General features: G+C 40.6%; 9 protein-coding genes. 4 read left to right on the top strand and 5 right to left on the bottom strand.

Annotated features, from left to right (window positions below; all coding sequences use genetic code 11):
- The first annotated feature begins 15 nt into the window (after positions 1–15).
- The gene (locus CST_RS02885; RefSeq protein WP_015358329.1) at positions 16–3087 is read left to right on the top strand and encodes a glycoside hydrolase family 2 TIM barrel-domain containing protein; all 3072 of its coding nucleotides are present in this window, start codon (positions 16–18) and stop codon (positions 3085–3087) included.
- A 176-nt stretch (positions 3088–3263) separates the two neighbouring features.
- On the opposite strand, the gene CST_RS02880 is transcribed toward CST_RS02885, so the two are convergent.
- The 5 genes from CST_RS02880 to asnA all read right to left on the bottom strand — a co-directional run bounded on the left by CST_RS02880 (position 3264) and on the right by asnA (position 8489).
- Positions 3264–4409, bottom strand: coding sequence for a GerAB/ArcD/ProY family transporter (locus CST_RS02880; protein ID WP_015358328.1), 1146 nt, complete (start codon positions 4407–4409; stop codon positions 3264–3266).
- Between the two features lie 10 nt (positions 4410–4419).
- Positions 4420–4629, bottom strand: coding sequence for a hypothetical protein (locus CST_RS02875; protein ID WP_015358327.1), 210 nt, complete (start codon positions 4627–4629; stop codon positions 4420–4422).
- A gap of 1 nt (position 4630) precedes the next feature.
- Positions 4631–5764 (bottom strand): Ger(x)C family spore germination protein, encoded by a 1134-nt coding sequence (locus tag CST_RS02870; RefSeq protein ID WP_015358326.1) that lies wholly within the window; start codon positions 5762–5764, stop codon positions 4631–4633.
- Positions 5765–5770: 6 nt separating this feature from the next.
- Positions 5771–7351: a spore germination protein gene (locus tag CST_RS02865; protein ID WP_015358325.1), complete on the bottom strand. Its 1581-nt coding sequence runs from the start codon at positions 7349–7351 to the stop codon at positions 5771–5773.
- A 118-nt stretch (positions 7352–7469) separates the two neighbouring features.
- Positions 7470–8489 (bottom strand): aspartate--ammonia ligase, encoded by a 1020-nt coding sequence (gene asnA, locus CST_RS02860; RefSeq protein ID WP_015358324.1) that lies wholly within the window; start codon positions 8487–8489, stop codon positions 7470–7472.
- Positions 8490–8790: 301 nt separating this feature from the next.
- Between asnA and CST_RS02855 the strand changes: the two genes are divergently transcribed.
- From CST_RS02855 to CST_RS02845, 3 genes are read left to right on the top strand one after another with little or no spacing between them, the layout of a single operon-like run.
- The gene (locus CST_RS02855; RefSeq protein WP_169315997.1) at positions 8791–10227 is read left to right on the top strand and encodes an extracellular solute-binding protein; all 1437 of its coding nucleotides are present in this window, start codon (positions 8791–8793) and stop codon (positions 10225–10227) included.
- 12 nt (positions 10228–10239) lie between these two features.
- Entirely contained in the window at positions 10240–12045 is a 1806-nt protein-coding gene (locus CST_RS02850; RefSeq protein ID WP_015484886.1) for a cache domain-containing protein, read from the top strand.
- A gap of 32 nt (positions 12046–12077) precedes the next feature.
- Positions 12078–12554 (top strand): helix-turn-helix domain-containing protein, encoded by a 477-nt coding sequence (locus CST_RS02845; RefSeq protein WP_015484885.1) that lies wholly within the window; start codon positions 12078–12080, stop codon positions 12552–12554.
- The last annotated feature ends 359 nt before the right edge of the window (positions 12555–12913 follow it).

The following is a 12913-nucleotide window of genomic DNA, read 5'->3' as shown; positions in this document are numbered from 1 at the left end:
GTGGAGGTGTTTTTATTGCTGCCCGTAAAAAAATACTGGGAAGATCCTTCTGTTCTGCATGTGAATTGCGAAAAACCAAGGGCATATTTCATTCCGTATGAGTCTTACGAAAATGCCCTTAAGGGTGTCAGAGGCACATCGGAGTATTTCCGTTCCCTTAACGGGATATGGCACTTCAAATATTATCCGAGTGTATATGATGTGGAAGACGGGTTCTACAATGAGGACTTTAGCTGTGAAGGATATGACAGAATTCCAGTTCCTTCGAACTGGCAAATGCATGGTTACGACACCCCCAACTATACAAACGTCAATTATCCTTTTCCCTGTGATCCGCCTTATGTACCGAACGAAAATCCCGCAGGTATTTATATCAGGGATTTTTATATAGACAAAAACCCGGATGAAAAAGATGTGTATCTGCTTTTTGAAGGCGTAAACTCATGTTTTTACCTCTGGATTAACGGCGTTGAGGTCGGATACAGCCAGGTCAGCCACATGACTTCGGAATTCTTAATAACACCTTATTTGAAACAGGGCACAAACAGGATAGCGGTGATGGTACTGAAATGGTGTGACGGAAGCTACCTGGAAGATCAGGATATGTGGAGGCATTCGGGTATTTTCAGAGACGTATACCTTTTGTACAGGGACAAGGCACATATCAGGGATTTCTTCATTAGGACCGATCTTGACAAAAACTACACAAAAGCCACCGTTACGTGTGAAATCGAGTTCAGCGCACCGGACGCCCTAAATCCGGGAGATTTTACCGTCCGCGCAATTGTAAAAGACATTCATGGAAATGATATATTTGACAGAACAATGTCCCTCTCACAGAAAGACTCTTTCGAATTCGAAATTGACAACGCTTATCTCTGGAGCGCCGAAACACCCAACCTGTATCAGTTGGTTCTTTGTCACGGGAATGAAGTAATTCTTCAAAAATTCGGCATTATAAAAACCGAGATAATAGATTCGGTAATACATATTAACGGTAAACCCGTTAAGTTCAAAGGGGTAAACAGGCATGATTCCCATCCTGAGCTCGGGCATGTCACTCCTCCTGATCACATAAAGAGAGATCTTATCCTGATGAAAAGGCATAACATTAATGCAATAAGGACATCCCATTATCCGAACGATCCGAGGTTCCTCGAGTACTGCAATGAATTAGGTTTTTACGTGATAGATGAAGCCGATCTTGAAACCCACGGTGTAAGACACGCCGGGGATTTTTGCATGCTTTCAAAGGATCCTTCCTTCGCCGAAGCTTTTCTGGACAGAATGCAACGTATGGTGGAACGGGACAAAAACAATCCCTGCATTGTCATGTGGTCCCTTGGCAATGAATCGGGTTTCGGCCCGAACCACAGAAAAATGGCCGAGTGGACAAAAAGCAGGGATAAAAGCCGTCTAATCCATTATGAAGGCGCTTTTAACGAAGAAGTATTGAAAGCCGATTCGGACAATTCCTGCCTCGATGTTTACAGCAACATGTATGCAAGTATTGATTGGCTGGAAAACACGTTTTTGAAAATGGAAAACGAAAAAAGGCCGCATATTCTTTGCGAATATTCCCACGCCATGGGCAACGGCCCAGGTGATCTGAAGGATTACTGGGATCTGATATACAAATACCCCAGGCTTTCGGGTGGTTTTGTCTGGGAATGGACCGATCATGGCATAAAAACGCAAACGCCGGACGGTATTACTTATTACGCCTATGGCGGTGATTTCAACGATGAGCCGAATGACGGAAACTTCTGTATAGACGGCCTTGTCTATCCCGACAGAACTCCTCATACCGGGCTTCTTGAACTTAAAAACGTAATAGCCCCCGTCAGGACCGAAGCCGTTAATCTTGCATCGGGGGAATTCAGAATTACAAACCTGTATGACTTTATTGACCTGTCCCATCTGTGCCTGAACTGGGTTATTGAGAAAAACGGCATAAGAATTGATTCAGGAACAATTTATGATTTGAATATTGCCCCGCATCAGTCGGAAATCATCAGGATCCCGTATGAATTGCCGGAAAGAAGCGACGGAAGGTATTTTATAAGGATTTTCTACACCCTTAAGGAAGATACCGTCTGGGCTAAAAAAGGTTATGAAATAGCCTTTGCACAATTTGAACTTCCCACAGGCTCTGTGAAAAAAATTACAGTCATTGCCCCTCCTTTTGTTAATATTTCCAAGAACGGAAAAAGCGTAAAAATAACCGGAAGAAACTTCGAATACGAATTCAGCCTGGCTGACGGATGTTTTACAAGAATAAGCAGCGCCGGAATGGAGCTGATCTGCGGGAAACCTTCATTTACTGTATGGCGTGCCCCAACCGATAACGACAGAAACGAAAAATCGAACTGGATCCGTAATGGTTACGATCGCCTGAAAACTCATATTTATACCGTTGAAATAATAAAAGAAACAGAAAATTCCGTTTCATTTAAGACCACATATTCCATGGGGGCGTATTCGATGAAACCCGTCCTTAAAGGTACCGTAATCTGGACGGTTTACGGAAGCGGTGATATATTCCTCGATAATGCTGTCGAGGTGCGCGAAGGGCTTCCTTTCCTGCCCAGATACGGGTTAAAACTTGTAATGCCTAAAGGAAGCGAATATGTGGAATTCTTTGGTTACGGCCCGCATGAAAGCTATATTGACAAGCACAGAAGCACTTACAAGAGCAGGTTCGCAACAACCGTAACCGAAATGCATGAAAACTATCTGTACCCACAGGAAAACGGCAGCCATTACGGAACGGAATGGGCGTTAATTGCAAATGCATTGGGATTTGGGCTTTTGTTCATAGGAATGAATGAATTTTCGTTCAACGCGTCCCATTACACGCCCGAAAACCTTACCGAAGCCGGTCATCCCCATGAACTTACAAAGCTGCCCGAAACAATTGTTCATATTGATTACAAAATGAGCGGAGTTGGCTCCAACAGCTGCGGTCCAAGACTTTTACCGAAATACCAGCTGAATGAGCGGGAATTTGAATTCAAACTCCGCATTAAACCTGTTTTCAGGCATGACATTGTTATTGATGACATTATTCGTGAACAGATAGAATAGTTTTTAACCAAAAAGTGTTTTGATTTACCCGTGTCCCGAAGGATATAATTAAAGTGCGCGCAGTTCCGGGACTGTAGTCCTTATTGAAAGGAGTGGTTGGCATGAAGACTGTAACGGAGGTGGCTGTCCTTTAACAGCCGAAGGTGTACGGCTCAAACCGTACACCTTTTTATATTTTAATCTGACTGCATATTACCGGTACTTACGTTTTTTCGTTTTCTTGTCCCGCTCTTTTTAGACTTTTCCTTAAAAATCCGCCACCTGCTTTTAATTTCAGCAAAAATCCATGCTATTACGGGGATTATAACCTGAAACGGGAATGCATAATACGAATAGGTTTCTGACACCCAGTTTTGCATTTCGACGGTGTTATCATAAACTATAAACGACAGATATGTCATTATAAGGCCTGTCTGTATTGTAATCAATCCGTAATCTTCCAGGCCGAACAGTGCCGATATGCCTTTGCAGGCAACAAACAGGCATACACTTGATTTAATAAGGCATGTGATTGCATACGAAACCGATATCGTACCTTCCATTTTCTGGAGAAAATTTCCCAGCCGTATCCGTGCAAAAGAAGAATATGACGGGAAATAAAAATCCTTTACCACCGCCCCCAGAATGAATATATTTACCATGGTAAGTGTAATAAGGATAATGCCTGATATAACCGCTCCAATTACAAGGACCTTGTATGCCGAGTTCTTTTTTTTCAGCGCATAAAAAACTCCGAGAAAAACAACCGATTCGGCGAAAGGAAAGGAAAATGCGGAAAAGCCCGCCTCTAATATTCTGGGGAACCCATGTACGAAAACAGGCTTTATATGGTTGAACTGCATCTGCCTTATCGACAGCATCTCCATTAAAAACAATACAAAAATCACAAGTGGCAGGGCATATGTACACAGCCTGCCTATAACTTCAATACCCGACCTGGCCGCTGCAATAATGATAATGCTGAAACTAAGCATCACGACAATAAGCGGCGTGTCATTCAATGTAGTTATATTTGCAAATTCGCTGAAATTTCTTAATACCAGCGCCCCAAGATGAAGTGAATACCATGTATATAAGATAATGATAAAAGTACCGATCGTTTTTCCAAACAATAATTTGGATATCTCAAATAAATCTTTACCGTAGTAAAGTGCCTGTATCCTTGCATAAATCAATGCAAACGGAATAAAGAAAACAAGCCCGAAAATACCGGCTATCCACGCATCATTTTCAACTTCGGTCCCGGTCCCGATTACTATGGAACTTCCCAATAAAAATAGTACTAAAATGCATATTGCTTCCTTGTCGGTTATTTTTACCATATCTCTTGTCCTACTTTCCCGTCAGCAGGGTTATAACCTTTCCAATAAGTTTCGCCGGGCTTGGAATTTTCACATTTATGCTGATTAAAAAAGCCATAATAAAAGAAATAAGCGTCAATACCAAATTAACATAAAACTCCTTCCACTTCTTTTGTTTGTATAAAGGAACAAATTCATATATTCCCAGTAAGGCATAACCTATAATAACAAATATAAACATTTTATTTTCCCTCATTAAGCTGGTTGTACAAAATCGATGTATTCAATATATTTATGTTGACGGACAAATCAACCTGAATGCCGCTAAAAACCGTGTCATAATTTTCGGACATTTCAACCCATTTACCGGGATTGTCTTCATACAGTTTTTGTTCAAAGCCGAAAATATCCGCCCTAAGTTGCCTTGCCTTGTCAAGTATGCTCTGAAGTTTACCTTTAAGCTGCGCTTCGCTCATTTCCTTAATTTCATTCAAAACGGCAAGATCGCTGTAATCAATACTGTCAGTTAATTCCTCAATGACCACACTGGTCTCAACGGTTACGTCAAATATAACCTGATCCTCATTTTCTCTTATTTTCATTTTGGTATTATTACCAAATATTTCGAGAGAAATACGTTCTGTTCCCATTTCGGTAACAATTACACCGCCATTTATTTCGTTTTTTAAAAATAACATTGCCTTAACCTCTTCCTTTTCCAGGTGGTCTATCATTTTGCTTCTCTGAAAAACAGCCGCTCCGCAGAAGACAGGAATGATTTTGTCTTCTACTGTTTCCAAAGTCACTGTAGGCAGAGTAAGGGCGATTTTATCCGATTTTATATCCTGGGTTAGTGTATAAAGCCTTGTTTCCGGCACCTCGGAAAGGAATTTGCTGTTTTCCAGGCTTCTGGCCAATGTTTCCGACAAAACCTGCCCCAAAGGTATGCCTGCATTTAAAATTTCACCCGCTCTGCATCCTTTTGATATGATAACGTAAAGATCCCCTCTTGTTTCTGCATCATGTCTGAAAAAATTAATCACCTCGGATATGTTCTCACGGGCAAGTTCTTCACCGATAAGCACAACATGCGCATGACCCCAGTAACCCCGTTTACCTTCTACAGAAATCAACCTCCTTACGGCGTCAAAAATCGTTTCGCCTTCTACCGACAGAATCTTCGAAGACACCTGTGTCTGAAGTCCGCGGCTTACATCCAGAATTTCCACTGTAAGCATGTATTTGCTGGTTTTGCCCTTGTCCACAGCAGCACCAATAACTATGGCTATTTCGTTAACTTCCCTGTAATTCCAGCACGATGTTAATACCAGCAGAGTAAATATAAGCCCTGACAATAGAACGGCTTTTGTTCGCAATATTTTTCATCCCCTGTTGCGATTTGATATCTGTCTTACTAAATTTTTCGCCCCGATTATCTTGGGTCTCAGTGTCATCGACCACCACGGCGCACGAATCCATGCGTCCTGTCCGTCATGATCCGTAATTCTTGTAACAGAAAGCATATACGGCACACCAAAGGAACGAAGGGACATCAAGTGAAGGTAAATCAGAATTATCCCGATGAAATAGCCATACAAACCCAGGATGGAGGCAAGTATCAGTAAAAACAACCTCAACAGCACAAGGCTTTCTATCAGTGTCGGCACTATCAGGGTTGTTATTCCGCTTATGGCCGTTACTATTATAACAGGTGCACTTACAAGGTGTGCTTCAACGGCGGCCTGACCGAGTACCAGCGTGCCTACAATATTAACCGTCTGGCCTACCGCCGTTGGCATCCTTGCTCCTGCCTCACGCAAAATATCAAAAACCAGAAGCATAATAATGAGCGACAAGGACGTTGGCAACGGCACACCCTCAAGAGAAGCCGATAATGAAATTAAAAGCTGGGTGGGGATCATTTCCTGGTGATATGTCACCAAAGCCAGATAAACGGCCGGAATGCTTATTGTGGCTATTGAAGCAACAGCTCTGAGAAACCTGTTAAAACTTCCGAAAATGAAATGATCGTAATAATCCTCGTTTACCTGGATGTTTTCCACAAGAACATGGGGAACTGTCAATACAAACGGGCTTCCGTCGACAATAACTGCTATTCTGCCCTCCAGCATCCTTGCCACAACCACATCCGGCCGCTCGGTATATCCCACGGTAGGGAATGTGGAAAACGGTGCGTCCGAAATCAGTTCCTGTATATAACCTGAATCCAGTATACCGTCTATGTCTATACTGTTAAGGCGCCGTACCAGTTCGGTCAGAACACTTTCTTGTGCAATTCCTTCTATATATGTTATGCAGACTGTCGTATTGGTCCGCTTTCCCAACTGCATAAACCTGAATTTAAGGTTGGGATTTTTAATTCTCCTTCTGATAAGGGATATATTGGAAATAACATGTTCGGTAAATCCTTCCCTCGGACCGCGTATAACTTTTCCCGATTCGGGTTCGGTGATGGCTCTTACTTCCCATCCCTTTGATTCGACCAACAATACGGTATCATATCCGTCCAGCATGAACGCGGTATTACCATAACATATCGACTGAAGAATTCTATCCAAATCTCCGGATTCTTCCACGTCATTCACCGGCAGGACTTTATCCTTTATTTCCTCCAGAAGATCGCAGGACATTGACAGGTTTCTCAAATCCTGTTCCATTATGGGCTCGATAATTTGCCTGTTTATGTGTTTAAAATCTATCATGCCTTCTATAAAAACAATGCAGCATTTTAAATCCGGTACAAATCTGTTTTGGAATCTCCTGAAAATAACGGTACTGTCGTCTTTAAATTTATCCTTCAGTATCTTTATATTTTCTTCAAGGGATTTTGTAAGTATAGTTTCACTGTCCTCGGCTTTTACCGGTGTGTTATTAAGCCCGGTTAATTCACCAGCCTTTATTATTCTTCTTACCGTACGCCTCTCCCTTTTGCGTCTCCGCATAACCATCACCACTAATATTCTTATCCCTGCGGTTGGTAATTATACAAATTGTGGTTATAAAAAAAGGAAGTGAATTTCTAATTCACTTCCCCTGTAAAACTGTCATTTATCCTGCTTATTACAACAAATGTATTCCCGCTTTTTCACACAAATCAATTGTCTCGTCGTCCCATACCGATGCCTGGACCTCTCCTATATGGGCTTTGTTCAGGAAAAACAGACACAAACGGGACTGGCCTATACCGCCGCCGATGGTATACGGAAGCTTTCCGTCCAATAAGTCCCTGTGAAATGCCAGTTCTTTCCTTTCAACACAGTTTGCCTTCTCCAGCTGTTCTGCAAGGGCTTTTTCATCCACCCTTATTCCCATCGACGACATCTCCACAGGCCTGTCAAGCAGCGGATACCAGAACAGAATATCGCCGTTAAGATGCCAGTCGTCATAGTCCGGAGCCCTTCCGTCGTGTTTTTTGCCTGACCTTAACACATCGCCTATTTCCATAATGAAAACCGCTTTTTTCTCTTTGGCTATCTCATACTCACGCCGCTCAGGATTAAGATCGGGATACATATCTTCCAGTTCCTGGGTTGTGATAAAGAAAATCTCATCGGGTAATTTCCGGGGCAACTGCGGGTATCTTTCGCATATAAAATCCTCGGCTCTCTTAAACACATCAAAAATCTGCCTTACCGTCAATTTTAAAAATTCTTTGTTTCTGTCGCTTTTTTCAATAATTTTTTCCCAGTCCCACTGATCCACGTAAACCGAATGCAGATTATCCAGTCTTTCATCCCGTCTTATCGCGTTCATGTCGGTATACAGCCCCTGACCGACTTCAAAACCGTATTTTTTCAGAGCCATTCTTTTCCATTTCGCCAGCGAATGAACTATTTCAACCTCCGCGCCGATATGTTTTACCTCAAACTTAACCGGCCTTTCCACACCGTTAAGGTTGTCATTAAGCCCAGATTCCGGCCTCACGAACAAAGGCGCCGAAACCCTTACCAGGTTAAGCTTTTTTGCAAGTTCATCCTCAAAAAAATCCTTCAGCAGCTTTATCGCAAATTCGGTCTCCATAATCGACAATAAGGACCTGTATCCCTGCGGTATTATTACACGAGGCGAATCAATTTTCATTGGTATATCCTCCGAACCTTTATCTTTTAAAAATACTTAAAATATATATTACCTAAGACATCATACCAATGTCAAACAAAACATGGCGAAAATTTAATCCGTGTTATATTGCGCGTACGGTAAATAATTTAAGGAATATTTGTAAAAACCCAAAATAATTATTATAATATTGAATAAGCAAAGTTCTTTTATGTTAAGACAGAGAGTGGTTTGTATGAGACGTTTGAAGAATCATCACCTGCTCTTTCTCTCTGTAAATTTTTTTATAACGATTTTGTTTTCCTCCTGTTTACAGAGTAATATGTTCATGCCTGCCCAATCTTCTCTTAAAAATGAAACCGAACCGTTCCCGATAACCATTATGACGGTCTCCTTTACGAAGAATCCTGCAACCGGAGACAGCCCCGTAGTTAAAGCAATTGAAGAATTCACCGGTACACAACTGAATATTCAGTGGGTCAGCAACTCCAGTTATGAAGATCAGATGAATTTAATACTTGCCACAGTAAATCTTCCGGATGTTATGCTGATTACATCAAAGTCATACAGTGTGGTTAATGCCGCCAGATCAGGCGCTTTCGTCGAAATTGGCCCAAGACTGCAAAATTATAAAAATTTAAGACAAATGAACCGGACGGTAATGAATAATCTTCTGATAGACAATAAACTGTACGGTATTCCGAGAATGCGCCCGCTCGGCAGGTATGGCGCCGTCTACAGGAAAGACTGGCTGATAAACACAGGTCTGAGTGAGCCCAAAACAATAGAGGATTTTTATGACATGCTAAAAGCTTTTACCTACGGCGATCCCGATAATAATACTCTTAATGATACATATGGCCTTATTCTTACAAGCTCGCCCGTTTCTCTTGATATTATCCAGACATGGTTCGGCGTTCCGAATGCGTGGGGCGAAAATGAAGCCGGTGAGCTTATACCCGCGCATTTAACCCAGGAATACATCGAATCGCTTAAGTTTTTACGAAAGTTATATGAGTTATATGAGGAAAAACTGGTAAACCGGGATTTCTGGCTTTATGATCCCGCCCTTTTCAACGATCCGTTTGTAAACGGACAGGGAGGGTGTATCGTTGACGTTCTTGACAGGGCAAATACCCTTTCTTCCCGCATGGAAAGGCTTGGCGTGAATGCAGAAATAGGCTTGTTTGGTACGGTATCAGGCAAAAAAGGCCTAAGAAGCCTTTCAACTTCAGGGTACAACGGTTTTTATGTGATATCCGGGAACAGTACGAAAAGTGAATATGAAATTGACCGCATACTCCAATTCATGGATAAACTCAATGAACGGGAAGTTCAGGACCTATTATACCATGGAATTGAAGGCAGGCATTACATCATCCGGAATGGAGTTGTGGTAAGGCAAACCGCTGAGGGAGTATCAGAATCGGAAAGGAACGATCTGTCAATGCTGTTAACATTTATTCCGAAAGATTTTACCACTCCTGTTGAAACAAATGAATTACGTAGAAAAATAGCTGAAATTCAGTCCGAAAATGAAAAAATTCTGGTATCCAATCCTGCGGAAACCTTTACCTCTGAAATCTATTACGAAAAAGGAAATTTTCTTGACGGTCTTATAAACAATGCCAGGATTAAATTTATAATAGGTGAGATCGATGAAACAGAGTTTCAGGATATCATTGAAATATGGCTGGAAAACGGCGGCAGGGAATATATCCGGGAAATTAACCGTCTTTACAGGGAAAATAAACGATAAACGGAGCCTGAAATGATGAAACGTTACATATCCTTCCCGTTGTTCTTTAAACTTTTTACCGCTTTTGTTCTAATAATGGTTATACCTGTTTTAATTATAAGTATCACATACTATTACCATACCCTGTCATTTTTCACCGAAGAGCTGTTTAAAACCGGAACCGAAAAACTTAATATGGTACAGGGCTTTGTTGAGGCGTCCCTGAACGAAGTGCTTAACGATGCAAAGCAAATTGCTTTAAGCGACGCTATTGAAAATTTAAGCAGGATGCCTTTCAAAAGTTCCGATTACGGTAAAAATATCTCGGTAATTTCAGGCGTCCTAAATCTGCTTTATAATGCCAGAATATCAAATAAAAACATTCACTCGGTCTATTTGTACGACTACAATAATGAAATCATTTATACATCCGATATGATATATTTTAACAGATCCGATTTTTACGACACTGCCTGGATTGATGAATACAAAAATAAAGAGAGAAATATTCTCTTTTGGATGGAAACAAGAGAAGCAGGAATTCCGGTAACAAATGAAAATTCCGCGAAAAGCGGACTTACCGGGACTTTCAAGGTTATTACGATGGTCTATCCTGTAACATACACTTCTTCGTTCCGTGGCCTTCTGGTGATTAATCTTAAGGAAGACGAACTCACTAAAGTTTTGAATCACGGCGTGTTGCAACCAACAGGTGAAATTACCGTTATCAGTCCGTCAGGCAATGTTATTTTAAGCACCGTTAAAGGGCTTGCAACAACCAATATTTCAGACCGGGACTATATTTCAGAAATAATTTCATCCGGTAGAGTTTCCGGATTTGTCCGGACAAAGGCTGGTAAGGAAAATTATATCGTCGTTTATAACAAATCGGATTACAACGGATGGATTTATCTGAATATCTGCTCAATTCAGCAATTTCTTACTAATTTCAGAGTGTTTCGCAGTATCATTCTGATAGTTTCGTTCATTATGACAGTTGCAGGCATACCTGTTTGTTACTTTGTTTCCCGCAGCCTGTACAATCCGGTGAGGAACATTGTGGAAAAACTACGTTTACAGATAGGAATCACCGGTGAAAAAAGCAATAACGAAATGGATGTAATATCAAACGCACTAAATGAAATTTTAAAGCAGGGCAACCAATTGCGCCGTTTATATGAACATAACGCCGGAAAACTTCGTGAAAACAGCCTGTTGGCCTTCATAAAGGGAAAAACCGATCCCGATACGATGCAGCATTTACCTTTTGACGAAGAGTATTTTTCCTGCGTGATTATAACAATTGATAATTTCAATTCTTTTAACCGAAGATTTCCGGGTGATGAAGGGTATTATACAAAGGAACTAATTCTGAAACTCTCCCTGGAAATAATGAATTCATACAAATGCGCCGGAATTCAGTATGAAAAGAACGCTATCGTAATTATTGCAAATTTATCCGCCAAGTCCGTTCCCTCTTTTAAATCGGGTATTGTCAGCCTTATAGACGAAATTAAAACAAAAGCCTACAAAGTATACGACGGAACTTTTACAGTCACGGTAAGCAATTGCCACAAAGGCCCTGAAAATGCCGAAACCGCTTTTGAAGAAGCAAAAAATCTGATAAAATACCGGCTCATTTACGGAAGCGATAAAATAATAGTTGCATGGGAAATTAATGATAAACATAATGACACATATTACTACCCATATTCCGCCGAGAAACATGTGTTTAATTTTTTAAAGCTTGGAAATACTGATGAACTTTTAAAGGCCGTCGATAATTTCTTTTTGGAGATCCGGAAAAAAATCTATCGTATGATAACATACTCCAAATAATAAATCAGTTAATAAGCGGTATTGTGAAATATATGCTCAGTGAGCGTCTCAAGCCCGCCGAAGTGTTTTCCACAGACAAAACCTTGTATGAACATCTCGCGTCACTTGAAACCCTTGACGAAATACAGCAGTGGATTAAGAATATATTTGTCTCCATTATAGAATATCGGACAATTCGTAAATCCGATAAGAATAAATATGTCCGCATGGTTCAGGAATATATTCATGAGCATTACAATGAGAATATAAGCTCTGAGAATATCGCCGAAAAAATCGGTGTCAGTTATTCCTATCTGAGAAGACTTTATAACGAAGAACTGAATATGAGTATTACCGATTATCTTAACACTTACAGAATAGAAAAGGCCAAAAACATGCTGAAAAACAGTAATCTAAACCTTGAAAAAATTGCCCTAAGCGTTGGGTACAACAACATACAGAGTTTTAAACGCTATTTTAAAAAATATGAAGGGATTACTCCTTCTGAATACAGAAAAATTTACTCCTGATTTAAAATCTTCGATTAAATATGATCACCAGGTATCAATTTTGATACTTTTCCGAATATTTCCCCGTATGATTACACTTTTCCGATTTATAGAATAACCGGAGCTGTGTAAAATTTTCCCTCTTTCGGCTGCTTTAATTTTTGTAGCCTCTCCGCATAATCCTGCGGCTGCGTTCGGTGAAGGCAAATCCCCAAAAGATCAAAAATGAACCTTTTAACAGATTTTGAGTCTTTATCGCTGTTATTATGTTTATTATGATAATACCAAACATATTAGTGTTTTCTTATTATAATATTTTGTTCATTTTTAACATTAATAACCTATTTAAATTCCCGAAAAAAATTTCAAAGAAAGGGTGA

Source organism: Thermoclostridium stercorarium subsp. stercorarium DSM 8532 (assembly GCF_000331995.1).
Taxonomy (GTDB): domain Bacteria; phylum Bacillota; class Clostridia; order DSM-8532; family DSM-8532; genus Thermoclostridium; species Thermoclostridium stercorarium.
The sequence above is the reverse complement of the archived record's forward strand: the minus strand, read 5'-3'. Positions and strand labels throughout refer to the sequence as shown.